The organism is Sphingomonas sp. jy18 (genome assembly GCF_056931895.1).
In genome coordinates, this window is sequence record NZ_JBXPBT010000006.1 from 1 (window position 1) to 16,198 (window position 16,198).

Annotated in this window: 15 protein-coding genes; 2 read left to right on the forward strand and 13 right to left on the reverse strand. The window is 61.9% G+C overall.

The window, feature by feature from the left end:
- Window positions 1–37: 37 nt before the first annotated feature.
- Window positions 38–2,137 (reverse strand): exonuclease subunit SbcD, encoded by a 2,100-nt coding sequence (gene sbcD, locus AC0QC4_RS13635; protein WP_483660468.1) that lies wholly within the window; start codon window positions 2,135–2,137, stop codon window positions 38–40.
- A 73-nt stretch (window positions 2,138–2,210) separates the two neighbouring features.
- On the opposite strand from sbcD, the gene AC0QC4_RS13640 reads away from it, so the two are divergent.
- Entirely contained in the window at window positions 2,211–2,984 is a 774-nt protein-coding gene (locus tag AC0QC4_RS13640) for a BrxR family transcriptional regulator (RefSeq protein WP_127692108.1), read from the forward strand.
- Window positions 2,985–3,025: 41 nt separating this feature from the next.
- Window positions 3,026–4,498, forward strand: a complete 1,473-nt coding sequence (locus AC0QC4_RS13645; protein WP_483660469.1) for a DUF6035 family protein — start codon at window positions 3,026–3,028, stop codon at window positions 4,496–4,498.
- A 467-nt stretch (window positions 4,499–4,965) separates the two neighbouring features.
- Here the strand turns inward: AC0QC4_RS13645 and AC0QC4_RS13650 are convergent, their stop codons facing one another.
- From AC0QC4_RS13650 to AC0QC4_RS13705, 12 genes are all read right to left on the reverse strand, one after another.
- Window positions 4,966–5,832: an Eco29kI family restriction endonuclease gene (locus AC0QC4_RS13650; RefSeq protein WP_481774161.1), complete on the reverse strand. Its 867-nt coding sequence runs from the start codon at window positions 5,830–5,832 to the stop codon at window positions 4,966–4,968.
- Between the two features lie 2 nt (window positions 5,833–5,834).
- The gene (locus tag AC0QC4_RS13655; RefSeq protein ID WP_058456596.1) at window positions 5,835–7,016 is read right to left on the reverse strand and encodes a DNA cytosine methyltransferase; all 1,182 of its coding nucleotides are present in this window, start codon (window positions 7,014–7,016) and stop codon (window positions 5,835–5,837) included.
- Window positions 7,017–7,316: 300 nt separating this feature from the next.
- Entirely contained in the window at window positions 7,317–7,670 is a 354-nt protein-coding gene (locus AC0QC4_RS13660) for a CopG family transcriptional regulator (RefSeq protein WP_483660470.1), read from the reverse strand.
- Between the two features lie 32 nt (window positions 7,671–7,702).
- Window positions 7,703–9,691 (reverse strand): conjugal transfer protein TraG, encoded by a 1,989-nt coding sequence (locus AC0QC4_RS13665; RefSeq protein WP_483660471.1) that lies wholly within the window; start codon window positions 9,689–9,691, stop codon window positions 7,703–7,705.
- A gap of 112 nt (window positions 9,692–9,803) precedes the next feature.
- A complete protein-coding gene (locus AC0QC4_RS13670) occupies window positions 9,804–10,505 on the reverse strand; it encodes an RES family NAD+ phosphorylase (protein WP_481774165.1) in 702 nt (233 codons plus the stop codon).
- Complete coding sequence (locus tag AC0QC4_RS13675) at window positions 10,492–10,929, reverse strand: antitoxin Xre-like helix-turn-helix domain-containing protein (protein ID WP_483660472.1); 438 nt, start codon at window positions 10,927–10,929, stop codon at window positions 10,492–10,494. Before AC0QC4_RS13675 ends, AC0QC4_RS13670 begins: the two co-directional genes overlap by 14 nt.
- 79 nt (window positions 10,930–11,008) lie before the next feature.
- Complete coding sequence (locus tag AC0QC4_RS13680) at window positions 11,009–12,754, reverse strand: relaxase/mobilization nuclease domain-containing protein (protein WP_483660473.1); 1,746 nt, start codon at window positions 12,752–12,754, stop codon at window positions 11,009–11,011.
- Window positions 12,755–13,000: 246 nt separating this feature from the next.
- Window positions 13,001–13,702 (reverse strand): lytic transglycosylase domain-containing protein, encoded by a 702-nt coding sequence (locus AC0QC4_RS13685; protein WP_483660474.1) that lies wholly within the window; start codon window positions 13,700–13,702, stop codon window positions 13,001–13,003.
- Window positions 13,703–13,705: 3 nt separating this feature from the next.
- Complete coding sequence (locus tag AC0QC4_RS13690; RefSeq protein WP_127692118.1) at window positions 13,706–14,035, reverse strand: DUF736 domain-containing protein; 330 nt, start codon at window positions 14,033–14,035, stop codon at window positions 13,706–13,708.
- A 3-nt stretch (window positions 14,036–14,038) separates the two neighbouring features.
- Entirely contained in the window at window positions 14,039–14,617 is a 579-nt protein-coding gene (locus AC0QC4_RS13695; protein ID WP_483660475.1) for a S26 family signal peptidase, read from the reverse strand.
- Window positions 14,614–15,303, reverse strand: coding sequence for a DUF2840 domain-containing protein (locus AC0QC4_RS13700; RefSeq protein WP_483660476.1), 690 nt, complete (start codon window positions 15,301–15,303; stop codon window positions 14,614–14,616). The genes AC0QC4_RS13695 and AC0QC4_RS13700 overlap by 4 nt, the downstream gene beginning before the upstream one ends.
- Complete coding sequence (locus AC0QC4_RS13705) at window positions 15,300–16,193, reverse strand: replication initiator protein A (RefSeq protein ID WP_127692121.1); 894 nt, start codon at window positions 16,191–16,193, stop codon at window positions 15,300–15,302. The genes AC0QC4_RS13700 and AC0QC4_RS13705 overlap by 4 nt, the downstream gene beginning before the upstream one ends.
- Between the last annotated feature and the right edge of the window lie 5 nt (window positions 16,194–16,198).

Below are 16,198 nucleotides of genomic sequence, written 5' to 3' on the forward strand. Positions count from 1 at the left end.
AAAACCCAACAACAGACGAGGCCCGCACTCCGCTAATTTACGCCGCGACCTGTGCCAAATGTTCTGACGACGGACAGAGGCTTCCGAAGCCTTCATCGATGAAAATGGTGTCGAGCCGGATGGCTCCGTTTGTCATTTCGACAATGTCGGACAGGCCGAGTGCTAGGGACAAGGCTGCGATGAAGGTCTCGCCGCCGGACAGCGTGATGATCTCGCGGGCCCGCCCGGTCTCGATATCATGGACGCGAACATCCAGTCCTCGCTTCGATCGGCCTCCAACGCTGACGGTGTCGCGCTCGAACCGATATCGGCCGCTGGTCATCGGATCGAGGCGCAGGTTCGCCGCTTCGAGAACCTGATCGAACATCGCACCGATGGCGAACGTCTCGAGACTGGTCCGCATGTCGTTCTGACCGTCGAAGGCTTCTGCGATACCGCGCAGCGCCCCGGAGGACTGCTCAAGGGCTTGAAGGGTTTCAAGCTGATCCACCAGACTGGTCTGCAGATCGATCAGCGATTGATGTTTCTGCTGAGCAGCGGCGCTCTGCTGCACCGCCTCGTCTACAGCGGCCTGTGCTTGAGCGCAGCTCAGACGATAGGGCTCGAGGCTTTGCCTCTGCGCATTGCCGACCGCGTTTCTTGCCATCGTTTCTCGTGCACGGGCTTCAACAAGGGCGGTGTCAAAGCCTGCGATTGCCTTCTCTAGTGCGGAGATTTCGGCAATATCGGGGATTGCCGCGCGATATTCTGCCTCTGCCATCCCAAGCTCAGTAAGCCGGGCTTCAAATGCGGTTTGCTTTGCGGCGAGTTCGATCTCGGTGTCGCTGACCGCGGTCGCAGCGCTCTGCAGTGCGGCTGCTGCTTTGATGGCAATGGCATTTAGCTCGCGCTGCTTCGCATCGGCATCTGCAAGGGCCTGCTTCCGGCAGCTCAAGTCTGCGGTGGCGGCATCGATTGCGGCCTGCAGACCGTCTTGCTGGCGCAGATTTTCGGGGACTGATGCAATCTTCTCGTCGTAAGCTTGGCGTGCCAAGGCCTCTGCAGTCGTGGCACCCCCGAGCGCGTCGCGAGCCTCTTGGAGGGTCTCTGTCGCTGCCAGCTTGCGCTTGCGTGCGTCATCCAGTTCCTGGGTGAGAAGGCCGATGTCGACGTGCGCGCCCAAAGCATCGATCTGAGTAAGAATGAGCTGCAACTCGCCATCGATGTCGCTCGCGCTGCGCTTCGGCTCCGCGAGTCCGTCCAGGACTGCACGCTTTGCGTCGAGTGTGGCACCAGCGGAACTGGCTGTCGCTTGGGCCTCGCGATCGGCCTTGGACGCGGCATGGGCTACTCCCTGAGCATCGCGCCACGCCTTTTCGAGTGCACCCGCATCTCCGGAAACATGCGCCGGTTCGGGGTGGTCGCTGGCGCCGCAAACCGGGCAGGGGTGCCCGCTAGGCGCGCCGGAATAACGGATGTGATCCTGTCCGACCGGTTGCGGGCGGTGGAGGTGCCCTAGGGCCACATAGTGCGCGCCCTCGAAGGCCGCCGCCGACACGGTCTCAATCCCGCCGACCATGCGCGTCAAGGGGCGCTCGCTTTCGCTGGTGGCGGCGCCGTCGACAAAGGCGTGTACGACGACAACCCAACGCATTCCCTCGGCCACGTGCTTGCGAGCGCTTGCAAGCTGGGCCCGGATGACGTCCGCAGGGCAGGCGATGGCGTCGTCTTCGAAGCACAGGCGCGCGGCATATTCGAAGGCAAAGGGCAGGGCGGAGATGGCCACCGGCCCATGTGCATCAGAAATCACGAGCGGGCGCTCATCTTCATCCAGTGGTCCGCGCACAATTGCCTCGCCGCCATCTGCAAGCACGCCCATCGCACCGATCTGCGCCGCAGAATCGTGGTTGCCTGCGATCATAACGATTGCCGCATTGGATGCTGCCCGCACCGCTATGAGGAACTGCGAGAGGCGGGTGATTGCGCTTTGGGGCGGGTTTGCCCGGTCGAAGATGTCGCCGGCAATAATCAAGACGTCGGGGCGCTCGTCATCGATCATCGCGAGGATCTGAACGAGGATGTGCTCGTGGTCATCATCGAGGGACAGGCCATGGAACTGTCGGCCCAGATGCCAGTCGCTGGTGTGCAAGATGCGCATTAATCTGTCCTCGAATCCAAGTGCATATAAAATTTATATAGACTTGTGATGGTGCGTCAAGTAGGGTTCGGACATGGACGAACCTGCACTCAAGCCAGCAATGCTTGCCCGCCTAGTCTATCTTGACCGGTGCCTGACATGGCGCGGACAGGTGAATCGCAAGGATCTCATCGAGCGTTTCGGGATCTCGTCTCCGCAGGCAGCAATCGACCTGAGGGAATATCTCGAGCGGGTTGCAGAGCCGAAGCCTCGCTATGACACAGTGCGAAAGTGCTATGTTGCCGACCCCCACCATCGCGGCCTGCCTTTTGTGGAGGATGCAGGCTCACCGGATGAGTTTGTTGGTCATCCCACATCGAGCGGCCTTTCTGTACTTCCTTCGCCGGCACGGCAGTGCCCGCCATTTGTGATGCGTCGCCTTTGGCAGGCGATCGAGCAGCGGCAGAAGATCGAGATCGGCTATGTGTCGATGTCGAGTGGGCTGCGTCAGAACCAATGGATCGCGCCGGCGCATTTTGCCTACGACGGAGAGCGTCTGCACGTTCGGGCGTGGAGCTTCCGCCGTGAGGAATGGCGTGACTACGTTCCGGTTCGGGTCCTGCCTGACAGCACCTTTGCCGTGGCTCCGGTCGACGAAGACCTTCCGCGCGATGAAGAATGGGAAGAGTTCGTTGAAATTCGGCTTCGGCCGCTGAGCAGCCTGACGGAAGAGCAACAGGCCGCTGTCCGGCTAGAATATGGGTTCACCCAGGAAGTTCTGCGCTTCGAAGTCCGTAGGTCGCTCGAATTCTATGTCGAGCGACGCTGGGGGCTCAAACAAACGGGCGCGCGACTGGAACGCTGTTAGGCTCGCCGTGCGAGCGAAGGGTTCTGCCTCAAGGAAAGGAGATGACCATGGTTGGAAACACGACAGTCGATCCGTTGGCATGGGCCGAGGCGGTGACAAAGCCGGAAATCGACGCGGTCAGGAATCCGAGAACTGGCCATGTGCTCAATGTCCGCCGGTTGATCCGGGCATTCCGGTATGAACGCGCAATCCTGCTACGCCAGAGACTCAAGGCGCTCGTCAAAAGTGACGAAGCTCGCTTGGTCTGCGCGATGTGCGGTGTCCCAGGCTATCTGGCTTGCAGCACGACCAAGCGCTTCTTCTTCCGGCATCGCCATGAAGATGGCTCGTGTCCGGCTGTCACGCGGACGGATCTGAGCGAAGCTGATATCAGGGCCATGAAGTACCGCGGTGCCCAAGAAAGCGGGGCGCACAAGCGGGTCAAGGCACTTCTTCTGCGGAGCCTCTCAGCCGATCCACGGTTCAAGGATGTGGCCTCAGAAAGGACCTGGAGAGCGAGCGAAGGTCTCTGCGGCCTCCGCCGACCTGACGTTTCGGCCCGGACGGACACCGACAGACTGGCCTTCGAGGTGCAGCTGAGCACAACCTTCATGGACGTCGTGCTGAGCCGGAAGGAATTCTATCGGGCCGAAGGGGCGGCGCTCGTCTGGGTCTTGCCGTTTTTCCATCCGAGCTATCGGCGCATGACGGATGACGACATCCTTTTCGGGAACAACTCCAACGTTTTCGTGGTCGATGAAAAAAGTGCTGCTGCGTCCGAAAGGGCAGGGACCTTCATCATGACATGCTGGTATCGCAAGCCGCTGATACAGGGCGATAAGATCGTCGATGAGTGGGTCGAGCGCCTGGTCTGCTGGGATGAGGTCACGGTCGATGTGGACCGCCAGACCATTATCGCGTTCGACTATGGGCACAAGGCGGCAAGACTCGGCGAAGAACTCAGAGCGGCCCGCTTGGAAAGGATCGCCGCTGCCGAGGCGACTGAAAGGCAAGCCCGGGAGGACCGGGAGAATGAGCTGCGCGAGCAAGTGCTTTGTTTCGTTCTCGATGCCTCGCGTGATGACGTCTACCCGCCACGGCACAAGGAATGGCTGCTTCTCAACGATCGCCTTTGTTCCATAGGATTCGGCCTCGAAGGGGAATACCCTGATCTGCAGACAGCCACTCGCATCGTCCATTTGATCGAGAGTGCGAGGGCAGGGAAGCCGGTGGGGTTCCGATACAAGAGGTTCGCCGAGCTAGGCCATCATCTCATTCATCAGCACCCGGAATTGCTGCTCGCCTTTGGCCATATGCTTCGCAGGTTTGGGACGAGGGACGCCTTGTATAGCGACGATAGGACGGGAAAGCTGAGGGCTAAGCTTGACGCCATACGGTCTGACCTCACCCAAGACCCGAAATACAGGATGGCAAAGGATGAGGAGCGCTTGTGCGCGTTTCTTTCCATGGGAGCATCTCGAAAGGCACAACCCGACAACGACAATCGCGATCAGCAAGGCCGCGAGGCGGCATAAGCTGACCATTGCGAACACAGGACACGACCAATGGGACTTCTCGCGCTCGCCTCGGCTGCAACTTTTGTCTGCACACCCGTTGCCGTCTGGGATGGGGACGGCCCTATCTGGTGCAAGGAGGGGCCAAAGATCCGCATCGCCGGCATTGCAGCTCGCGAAATGGACGGGACTTGCTCTCGGGGACACCCATGCCCAGCGGCCTCCGCAGTCGCGACAAGGGACGCATTGATCCGGCTATTCGGCGGGCGGAAGGGCCAGCGCGACACCGGTCATATCATCGTGCGCGCACCGGCAATGCGGTGTTCGGCAAATGGGCAGAGCTACGGCCGCGTCGTTGCCAGTTGCAGGCTTTCAGATGGTCGAGATCTCGCCAAAGCCATGCTCGCGACAAGAACCGTTCAGCCTTGGAGATGACGCAAGCGTGATGGGATGGAGCGCTGGAGAAGCGAAGCCGAGCTAGGATGAGTCTAGTCTTCGCCCTTGGGTGCAGCGGCGGGGTCTTGGCGATCGAGGCGGTCTTCTCTCTTGATGTTATCGACGAATGCCTGAAGCACCGCGTTTCTGTCCCGGAACACCGTCGCGGACCGGAAATGGTCGCGCACTTTCGCCTCGATCTCGCCGACCGTCTGATTTTCAGGGTTGCCAGCGGCCCACTTACGGCCGGGATGGACCGTATCGAAGGGCGACTTGTTGTTGGCTCGTGTAGTGGCGTCATCACCGTGCTTTCCGAGCCCGTAAAGAATGCCTGTCTCGTTGTTCCAGATCGGCCGGAACATTCGGATTAGGTGACTTTCAGCGGCTGCCTGATAGCCTGTCTGCACGGCCAGCGCCCTGCATTCGAAGTCCTCGATTTCGATACCTTCGACCTTCTCTATATTGCGGCGATGTTCGTTGAGGCGGTCTGCAAGCTTCGTACCCTGATCAATCGCTGTCTTGGGATTGCCCTTCGGATCGGCTTTGCCGACATAAATCGGCGTCTCGGTCCCGCTGATCGGAGCGTAAAGCCGGTTGGGCCCTGTGTAGTAAATTGCGTAGACGCCGGACCCATAGAAGCGGGTCAGGCTACCGAGTAGCTTGCGGTCCTGGGCCACCATCGCAAGCGCCACGAAGTTTCCGATGAGACTGGGTTCCGCCGGGTCGAAAAAGGCATCGGGTAATTCGTTGGGATCGATCTTGCGCGTAAGGCGCTCAAGACGATCACGCATCGCGTCAACGCTGCTGACCAGCTTCTTCCGCGCCGGGGTTGTCAGCCCCTCGGCCTCGGTGGCGGCAAGCAGCGCCTCGATCTCGGCGAGGATCTTGCTCGCCTTCGTTACTGAAGGATCCCGCGACATGCCTATTGCTTGGTGCTTTCCGCGCTTCGCAGCGCAAGGGCGACACTGCGCGCCACGCGTTCGGCGAGCGTGACTGGCACGGCGTTGCCAAGCTGCCGCATGGCCTCGGACCAGACGCCCTCGATTCGATAGGAGTCGGGAAAAGTCTGAAGGCGGGCGCTCTCCCTGACCGTGAAATAGCGAACCGATCCATCGGGCCGAGCGAGCATGTTTTCTCCTCCGGGAACGCCATGAACGCCGGCCTTCAATGCCTTCGCGGCGTCATCCAATGGGCTGCCGGTATGGCCGGGATAGCTGCGAGCTCCCGGCTGGAACCTGTGGCCGGAAAGGCCCGAGGCTTCCGCGGGGTTGCGCTCGGGGTCGGGCAAGGTCGCGAGAGCATCGCGTACGGTGAGCCATGGCAACTCAGCTGGCTTTTCCGTAAGCCGCTCTGCTCGGGACCTGGTGCGCTCGGCGTTCGACCATCGCTCCGCCTTGGAAACGTTGTGCCGTTCGAAATAGTCCCCGTGGGCCTGATCCCACAATAGGGCTTCCTGCGAATGAGACGCTTCGGGGAAGGACCATTCAATACCCTGATCCTTTCGGAACCCAACAAAGAATACCCGGTGCCGCTTCTGGGGCACGCCATAATCGGCCGCGTTCAATACCTCCGCAACAAGTCGGTACTCCAACCCGCGCTCCGCCCTCGAACTCGTATGATGCCTTTCGAGCCTGCGCAGATGCGTGGACCAGTCCTCGTCGTCCATTGCGACGAGCTCGGGGTATTGCATCTGTAGCTTGATGTATTCGTAGTAGGAACTGAACCGAGCCCGCGTCAGTCCTCGCACATTCTCGAAAATGAAGGCTCGAGGCTTGACCTCGCGCACCGCGCGAACCGCCTCCGGGAACATGTCGCGCCGGTCCGCTTGGGCGCGATGTCGGCCACCAACCGAGAAGGGCTGGCAAGGGGGGCCACCGGATACCAGCTCGATCTTGCCCTCGTGCGCGGTGAAGTCGGCGTCGCGAACGTCACGCTCGATTTCGAGCGGCCAACGTTTCGCGTCCGCCTGACTGGCATGCCGATTGGCGAGAAGGGTGCGCTGGCAATTCGGCTCCCATTCGACAATGCGCTCAGGCTTGAAGCCCGCTCGCCCAATCCCAATGCTGAGACCGCCAGCCCCTGCGAACAGTTCGATCGCCTTCATTGCGCATCATCCATAAATATCGACAAAGTCTGCCTCATTTCACCCTCTTTCCTAGTCCGGCACGCCCATCTGACCAAGGCCTTTCAGTCCTGTTTCCGCAGTTCAATCGCTGCGAGGTCTTCACGAGCCTTGTTGTGCTGAAGTGTGGATAGCTAGCAGGTAGGAAAGGGGCCCATGACGCGCCCCATATTGTGCTGTAGCGGCATCGTGCCGAGCGCACGCTGAGATGGCCATTCCATCATGTGTGTGTCGAATTTACATCTCGTTGGTGAATGCCGCCTCTTCTACTTTCCGCCTCTTCTACTTTAAAGAATCGCCCAGTCGCGATCGTCCCTCCAATCGCCGCGCAAGTGCCTCGACAAATCCCTCATACCGCTCCCTGCCCTGCGCTTGCGCTGCGGCAAGGCCACTATCCGGCAGTGGCGGATTGGCAGTAAGCCAGAACCGCACGAACAAGGCCAAAGCCTCTGTGGTGATCTCAGTCTGCTGATCGAGCTGTCCAAGCCGCCGGTCGATGCGATCAAGGCGGCGGCTGAGCGCTGCCTCGAGCTGCTCAGGGTTGTCTGGCGACATGAATGATCTAAGCGCGGCCTCCACCACATCGGGCTGGCCGACGCGCCTGCGCATTGCGAACTCGGCAAGTTGGTCGATCACATCAGGCGGCAGCCGAAACGTACGCTTCAGCTTCACAGTTCGATCCCGTCGCCGAGGTCGAGCGAGGCCTGCCGTGCGCCGCGTTCCATCGTGCGCCGGATGCGCTCGTTGTTTGCGGCTGATTGGTCAGCGTCTGCGCCGTCAGCTTCAGCAAAGTCGAATTCGGCTGCTGGAGACTTGGGCCGCGCAACCACTTCGACATGTTCAGGCAGGTCAGGCTCCCGCCGCAAGCCGCCATTGGCAGGATCGATCCTGCGCCCGCCGTCTTCGGATGATTTGGGGTCTGGCTCTATTGGGGGCAGAGCGCTCCAGTCATCGGTGGCGCGCGCGTCCGCAGGCTGGCCGCAGTTCTCGGGGGCGGGCAACACTCGAGACTGCAGCCTCCGATCGGCGTAATAGCGCGCCTTCTTCGCCTTGATCGGCGGTGCTCCTGACAATAGCACAACCTCGTCGGTCTGCGGCAGTTGCAGGATCTCGCCGGGCGTGAGGAGTGCGCGCGCCGTTTCAGAGCGCGAAATCATCAAGTGGCCAAGCCAGGGCGAAAGTCGGTGCCCGGCATAGTTCTTCATCGACCGCTGTTCCGTGGTTGTGCCCAGCGCTTCGGAGACCCGCTTGGCTGTCCGCTCATCGTTGGTCGCGAAGGCAACGCGAACATGGCAATTGTCGAGGATGGCGTTGTTCTGTCCGTAGGCACGCTCGATCTGGTTCAGTGACTGTGCAATCAGGAAAGCCTTGAGGCCGTAGCCCGCCATGAAGGCGAGGGCGCTTTCGAAGAAATCGAGCCGGCCGAGAGCTGGGAACTCATCCAGCATGAGCAGCACGCGCTGGCGTTTGGTTGCAGGATCGAATTCTTCGGTGAGGCGGCGACCAATCTGATTGAGGATAAGGCGGATCAGCGGCTTGGTGCGGCTGATGTCGGACGGCGGCACGACCAGATAGAGCGAGGTCGGCCGACCGTTGACCAGATCGGCAATTCGCCAATCCGAATGGCTGGTGACCTTGGCGATGACCGGATCGCGATAGAGGCCCAGAAAGGACATCGCGGTCGACAGCACGCCCGATCTCTCGTTGTCAGACTTGTTGAGCAGTTCGCGCGCAGCGCTGGCAACGACCGGGTGCGGGCCTGCTTCACCCAGATGCGGGGTGTCCATCATGGCATAGAGCGTGTTCTCAATGGTCTCGTCGGGGTTGGAGAGGAAAGCCGCAACGCCAGCGAGCGATTTGTCGGCACCGGCGTAAAGGACATGAAGGATTGCGCCGACCAGCAGCGCGTGGCTGGTCTTTTCCCAGTGATTGCGCTTCTCGAGACTGCCTTCCGGATCGACCAGGATATCAGCGATGTTCTGCACGTCGCGCACCTCATTGAGGCCGCGGCGCACTTCAAGCAGCGGGTTGTAAGCGGACGATTCAAGACTGGTTGGATCGAAACGCAGGGTTCGGCTGAACGTGCTGCGAAAACCGGCAGTGACATCCCAGTTCTCGCCCTTGATGTCATGCACGATCGCCGAGCCCGACCAGGTCAGCAGGGTCGGGATTACCAGGCCGACGCCTTTGCCGGAGCGTGTCGGAGCAAAGCACAGGACATGTTCAGCCCCGTCGTGGCGAAGGTAGTTGTTCTGAAACTGGCCAAGCACTACCCCGGTGTCTGCCAGTAATCCGGCCTTGCGGATGTCATCGCGGGTTGCCCAGCGTGCGGTTCCGTAGGTGTTGGCGTTGCGGTTCTCGCGGCCGCGCCAGACGGACATCGCGATGGCGACCACGATTGCCACGAACCCGCCCGAGGTGGCGATCATCCCCCCGGTATCGAATATCTGCGGAGCGTAGGCGTCGAACGAGAACCACCACCAGAACAGGTCATAGGGGCGATAGACCGGATGGTCGAACAAACGGAACCAGGGCGCACCGAGCTCTGGCTGGAACCCGAGCTGCGAGGCTGTCCATTGGGTTGCCGACCAGACGCTCGCAACAATGATGATCAGTACCGCGAGGATCTGACCCCACAGGATTTTGGCAGCCGACATAGCGCAACTCCGCTTCGTTCACGCCTAGGTCGGTGAGCTTCGGAGAAGTTGGCAAGCGAGGAGTTGGGTTGTGAAGGCCTTGGCGTAGAAACGGACAGGTTTGCGCAGATCGTTAGATCGGCTCCCACGCATAATCCGGTGTGCCCGACCAAGTCAGCCGAACCATTGCGCCTTGCACCACCGACTGCACGACGTTTGGCCAGAGCGCAGCGATGCAGGTGCCACCTGTGTGGCGGACCGAGGGGTAGATGATGCCGTTGTGGCCCTCGACGCGTGCCTGCGCGGCTAGAACATTGCCAGCGGCATATCCGGTCGCGGGGTCGGCATCGAGCGCGGGATGATCCGCTGCCTCGCGCAGGTCAACGAACACGCCGGCCATGCTCGCCAGCATTTCGCTATATTCGACAACCGCGTTGAAGTCGCCAGCGTCAGCAAGTGCCTTGGTTAGGTGATGCCCGACTTCTGCAATGCAGGTTTCAACCGCCAGCGCTGCATACCATGCACCGCGGTCTGCAGGGTTGAAGCGCATCGGCTCGCGCGGTTTGGCATAAGCGAAGCTGGCGTTGATGAAACGGGAATGGGGGACGCCGTGAACCAGTTCTTCAGGGCTGAGCGCGCCAAGCCCGCGCTCCTCAGCAACCAACCGCCCGCTGGTCGCGCCTTCGATCTCGGCAAGCAGCACCAACTCGTCGGGATCGTCGGCCAGCGGCGCGAGCACGGCTTCGCGCAGCCGCGCGCTGGCCACAAGCCTGATGGTGCGCGGGAATGCCTCACGCACCAGCGGCAGTGCGGATTGCGGCTCAGAGCCCGCCACGCAGCGCGTCGATATACTGCCGGGTTTCGAGCATACGGGGAATGCCGCCTTCAATCATCGCCTCGACCGGCGACTTCGCGCCGAAGACCGGCGCCCGGTTGGGCAAGCGCGGCCAGCGGTCGGCCATCGCGTCGGCAAACAGCAGATGCAGCCCCTTGAACACACCGATCAGAGCCGAGGCGCGGGTCAGTTGGTCCTGACTCAAGGCGCCGTCCCATTTGCCGGCCTTAATGCGGTCCCATGTGCTCTCGGACACGCCAAGCAGCGCGGCGCCTTCGGCATTGCTGCCACCCCAGGCATCGACGAGCCGCAACACGGCCTTGACCGCCGCGCCGGTCAGACGCTTGCGGTCGCCGTCGCTCGAAAAGGTCTGCAGGCCTGCTGCTGCCGGGGCCGCATGATGGGTGAATGCTGCGCTTGCCATGGTCGTTTCTCCTGACGCGAATGTACGCATCACATGGTGCGTTTGTCAAGATTGGGCTGATACCGGTCAGCTTGCCACATCATATCTCGATCGACCTGCTTCGGCCGAGTGTCCATTCGATGCCACCACCTGACCGCGGCTGGCCGCTCACATATTGCCCGAGCTGCCGGTCGAGCTGCTTTGACCAAGGGACAAGCGAAAACCCAAGGCCATCGTCGATCATCGCAAACCGGCCCGAAGCAAGTTGGATGCGCTGGCGATAGACGCCTGATACCTCACCGGATGATCGGCTTTGGCGATAGGGCAGGCCGTGCTCCCGTGAAAGTGCGGCACCAGCGTCGGCGAGGTCGCGCTCGCGCAAGGTGCCAAGCAGGTTGCGGGACATGGCGAAGCGGTCACCGCGCCGTTGGGCAAGACCTTCGCTTTCCAGATATTCGAGCCGGCGCGTTTTCGCTGCCTCGACTTCGCTGCCAAAACCTGGACCGAGCGGCAGAGGCTCCGAGGCAATCAATTGCTTGTCGAGCCAGGTGGCTCCGCCGCTGCGCTCCTGGGTAGCAAGATCGCAATCGGAATGTGTCAGGAGCGAGGATTGCTCGCGGCCGCGCCGATCAGTCCAGACGCGCAGCTCGACGATTGCGCCCGGCGCAGCATCGCCGGTCAGGTCGATGTCGGAGAATTTGCAATGATGGACACGGCCATCGACGCCGTCGACCACGGCGTAGGCCTGACCGGTCAGCTCATTGTGAAGGCCGCGCTCGACCAGTCGCCCGATGACGGGCTCGCTCGCCCTTTCATTATGAAGGGCAAGTCGCCCCGCTTCAGCGGCAAGGCCGTGCCCGGTCATGGCGCGGTGCATCGTTTTGATGATATCGCCTCTGGTGCCAAGCTCCCGCAAGGTCTGCTCGAGTGCTGGCTTTATCCGCCAGCAGCCAGGCGCAATCTTCTCTGCCAGGCCCATGCGTTCGAGTTTTGTGGCGCGGCCGATCAGATGCTGGTTGGCCGGGTTGGCGATCCGCTGCGGATCGGGGCGCAGGTCGACTACGCCGCCGAGGCCGTCACCAAGCGTTTGCAGCTGGCGATCAAGACCGGTCCAGCGATCGGCTTGCACCTCGCGGGCCAAGCTTCGATCCATGTCCTGCTGGGTTCGGGCGCCCAGTTCCATGGTCACCAGATGCGCGGCGCGAGCCCGCATGCCCTCGCTGATGTAGCTGCGGTCGATAACCAGGTCGCGGCCATCCTCGGCCTTGCCGCGGACCAGAATGTGGATGTGGGGATTGTCGGTGTTCCAATGGTCAACGGCGACCCAGTCGAGACCTGTGCCAAGATCCTTTTCCATCTGGGTCAGCAGGTCTCGGGTAAAGCTTTGCACATCGGTCAGTTCGGCCGTGTCTTCGGGCGAAACAATGAAACGGAAATGGTGGCGGTCATCGGCGCAGCGCTCGGCGAAGGCTTCGCCGTCGACGGTATCATCGCCGCTGCCGAACAGCGCCGCATCCTTCCCGTCGCGGGTCACGCCATCGCGCTTGAGATAGGTCAGGTGCTTTGCCAGCGGCGCTGCAGTGAAGCGAGCGCCGCGATGCCGCACGATCCTCGCCTTGACGATCACACGGCGTTGGCTGGCGCGGGAGCTTGCCTGCAGGCTTGCGATGCGGCCTCGGGCAAGGCGACCGGTGCTGCGCCGCGATCCGGAACCACCCGCTCGGCCGCCATGTCCTGACCGGTTGGCAAGCGCCCGCAGTTGGGCTTTGAGAGTGCGCGCTTTGCCCTGGCCGGAACTACGATCGCGGATGCGCCCGGGCCTGATTTCAAGATCGTCATCACTCATGAGGTCAAGCGATGCGATACAGCGGCTGGCTCATCGAACGGCGGAATTGCGATGATTGTCGAGACTGGAGCCAGCCATGGGGCAGGGCGGCTGGCTGTGAAAATCCCGCAATTCTGCGGCCCCACACCCCGGCGGCTGGCTCCGCTTTCATCTTGCCATCCTCCTGACCCATCCTTTCCTGCAACCCCGCTTCCGCACAATTTTGCGCCAGGCCACGCCATACCGCGCCAGATGGGAGGTGGCCCATCACTGGTCGCGGTTCCCCAAGACAGGGACGAATAGGCCGCCATGCGGACGCAGCGAAGCAGGTGGCGCAGCCGCCGCTCCTTCGCTTATGTCCGCGTTCGGCGCTGACTCGGTCGCGGCAGTTCGCGCCGCGAACAGCCCGCTTTGCGTCCACGCAATGCGCACGGGCCGCGCAGGCGACGCGCTGGCGACGACATTTGCTATGCTGTCGGATTGCAGCATCGGTGCGATTTTTGCGACATAAGCGCGGGTTTCGGCAGGAAGGGGGCGACCGCGATCGCGCCACTCCTGATAGCGCCCTGGGCCTGCATTATACGCGGCGAGCATGCCGTAGGCGCCGTAACTGTCGTACATTTCGCGAAGATAGCTGGTGCCTGCCAAAATGTTGTCGCGCGGATCGAACGGGTCGCTGCCGAGACGGAAACGGGCGCGCTGGCGCCCCCAGGTTCCAGGCATGAGCTGCATCAGCCCCATCGCTCCGGCCGACGATACCGCGCCGATCCGGCCAGCGCTCTCGGCCCGCATGACCGCATAGATCCATTGCTCCGGGATGCCGAAACGCAGCGATGCCTCAGCAACGTGCGCTGCAATGTCGACGGTGCGCGGCGCTGCCGGGTCGGCAGCGTCCTGCCCAAAGGCAGGCGCGGCACCGAACATGGCGAGCGCAGCCAAGGCGGCAAAGCCCAAGCGGCGTAGCTGCATGGCTCAGTTCGCCTTTTCGCGCCGCGAGGGACGCGACCACACCAAAACATGGCCGTCGTCATCGCCCTTGAACAGGTTGGCCCGCAGCGGCTGCAAGAATGAGGGATCATCGATCTGCAAGCTGACATAGTCGCCAGCCTTCTCCCCGACATGCTTCCAGCCTGCGCCGATTTCGCGCGCGCCTTCATCTTCGCCAGCAACCACACGGAAGTCCGGAGCATTTTCACTATCCGATAGGTCTGCCGGGACGAGTGAGATCTCAATGCTGAGCGACAGCGTCCGCAATTGCCCGTTGTAGCCGCCACCGGCCGCACGAAAAGTTCCGATACGCATGGGTCAATCTCCTTGGGTTGAGGGTAAAGAAGCGTCGGAGGTGCGCGGATCGGCGAACCAGACATGGTCGCCAATGCCCGCTTCATCGGTCCAGACTGGGGCCGCGCGACCAATGACATGGGTCAGACGCAGCACGCCGAAATAGCGCCCATCGAAACTGTCGGGCGCTGCCGGGTTCATGACAAACAGCTCGCCGATGCGCAGCACATGGCAGCCGGCCCAGATCGGCAGTGGGCGCCCCAGACGGTCCTGCGGACGCGCCGCGCCGACATATTGGCCGTCGATCGTGATGCTCAATGCATCTCGGCAGACGCGCTGGCCGCGCACAGCTGCGATGCGCTTCAGCAGCGGGACGCCTGTCGGGAGGTAATGCCGCTCGGCGAGCAAGCGGCGCAATTCCGGCGGCGGCTCAATGGCCACCCGCTCGCCTACATGTAGGCTCGCCTTGCCACGGATGGCGTAGAGTCCAGTGGGGACCGAGGCGGTCGCATTCCACACGGCGAAGCGCGCGACTGGCACGGCCAACGTCGTGAGCGTTGCGCAACTTACGATGGCTGCAAATATCATGCTGCGCCGCTTCATGGCAGAAGTGCCTTGCGCTGGAGCCAGGCTTGGTGCCGCGCGGGCGTGTAGTCGCGCGGGGTAAGTCGGCCCGCCATCCTGTTGTGGATGTGTCGCCAATATTCCGGAGCAACATCACAGGGGTCTATGCCTGACGCTTCGATGGCATCGATAAGGCGGAAGACTTGCGCGACCTTGGGCCAGCCATGGACCGAAAGCAGCAGCTCTCCGCCGGGGTCGACCTGCGGCACGGTTGCGCATTGCTTGCCCAGGCTGACAGCTTGAACGATGTCCAAGGTTGAACGGACGGTGCCATAATCGTTGGACGCCCAGCGAACCAAGGCGAACATCTGGCCCGCCATATAGCTCTCGATTCGCTCGCTACGGCTGACGATCCGTTCGGCAACGGGCCTGCCGAATTTGATCCAGTCCTCATGCTGGCCTTCGCGCCAGACCAGCGTCACATGGGTCAGCTGCGGGTCATCACCCATCCTCGTACCGGCAGGCCTTTCGGGGTCCGCCCCGCTTTTTGTCCACAGGCTCGCAGCCGTTAGCAAGAATCCGAAGGATTCTTTGTTAGGATAGTTAAGGGCAAAAATTGCCGATGTTTTCCCGTAATTTGGACGGCGTTTTGGTTCCCGATAGTCCGAACTTCCGGTTCCTGATGGTCCGAGTGTGGCGGTTCCTGATAGTCCGTGCTGCATCATGACATATCCACAGGGTGATGGTTGGTGGTCCGCAGACCGAGACGGCGCATTGCGGCGTCGATCGGGTCGGGCCGGACAGCGACAAAGTTCAACCGTTCGCGGCCGAGTGCATGTTCGATGGTGAGCGTGTATCCCGGCAGCGCTTGGCGGCGGACGATGTCGCGCAGCTCGAATGCGAAGCGTTTCGGCGGCGAGAGCGCACCTGACTTCATGTGCAGATGCTGAAAGTCGAAGCTCCAGCCTCCGCGCTGTTTGCCCCCATGCTTGCGCACGAGGCGGTAAAGCCAGCGCTCCAGACCACCGGTCAGTGCGAAGTAGTCGGCATCAATGGTGAGCACGAGCGCCTGATTGATCACGCCTTCGTAGAACCAGTCGGGGATGATCATCTCGATCCCGAGCGCGCGACCCGAATGGTCGAGACGCTCCTTCCATTCATTGATCCAGGAAAAGCGGTGCCGCCGCCGCGCGTCATGCTGGCGGATCGAGGTCGCGATGGTGGTGGATTGCAGGCGATCCAGCCCGGCCTTCAGCCGCTCGTAGCTGGCTTTGCCTGTGCCCCGCCGGGTGAAAGCAAGGATCTCGTGCGGGGTCGCGGCGATCAACCGCGAGGTAGGCCGACCGGCATCGCGCGCTTCGACGATCTGGCTCGCTACCCAGATGAGGACATCAGCGTCCCAGATAGTCGCCATGCCATGTTCGGCTGTCGCCTCGACGAGGATCGAAACCTCACCCATCCGGAAATCGATCGGACGGACTCGCTTTGATTTGGCGAGGCTGAAGAACGGCCAAGCCATCAGGTCCTGCGCGTCGCGCGCGGCAATATCGCGGCCCTGGGACATGAACAGGTCAAGCTGAGCAGGCTTGGCTGGGAAGGCGGACAGGCGTCGCATTGCGT